Annotated in this window: 1 protein-coding gene; it reads right to left on the bottom strand. The window is 53.9% G+C overall.

Annotated elements, in window-relative coordinates; genetic code table 11:
* A partial coding sequence (locus VD17_RS31345; protein ID WP_185753270.1) for a copper resistance protein B occupies positions 1–453 on the bottom strand: 453 nt, incomplete at both ends.

The following is a 453-nucleotide window of genomic DNA, read 5'->3' as shown; positions in this document are numbered from 1 at the left end:
AGAGCCAATGCTGCGCTGAGGATCATTTTTTCCGTAAAAATTGGCTTCGGCCGTCAGCTGCAAGATCAGGCGATTGGTCAGCAGAATGTCGTAGTCGCCTTCCAATCGAGCAGCGGTTTGACCGTTCTCACCGATGTAGGCAGTCGCTTCGGCTTCAAAGTTATAGAGGGCCATGCCCTGAATACCGAGCGCTCCCCAAGTTTGTGGTGACCCGGGCTTGAAGTCTTGTCGTACGCCGGTGACGACATCCCACCATGGACCGATGGAGTGCCCCCAAAGTGCTGAGAGTTCAGCGTTTTCCGTTACGCCATTGGTACGTTCGCCTTCCGAGCGCAACCACAGTCGGTCAACGTCACCGCCGATCCATCCTTTTGCATCCCAGGCCAATGCACTACCGTTGTCAGCATCCTGGTACTCAAACTTATCCAGCAGCATGAAGGAGTTGAGTTTTTT

The organism is Pseudomonas fluorescens, assembly GCF_000968015.1.
Classification (GTDB): domain Bacteria; phylum Pseudomonadota; class Gammaproteobacteria; order Pseudomonadales; family Pseudomonadaceae; genus Aquipseudomonas; species Aquipseudomonas fluorescens_W.
The sequence above is the reverse complement of the archived record's forward strand: the minus strand, read 5'-3'. Positions and strand labels throughout refer to the sequence as shown.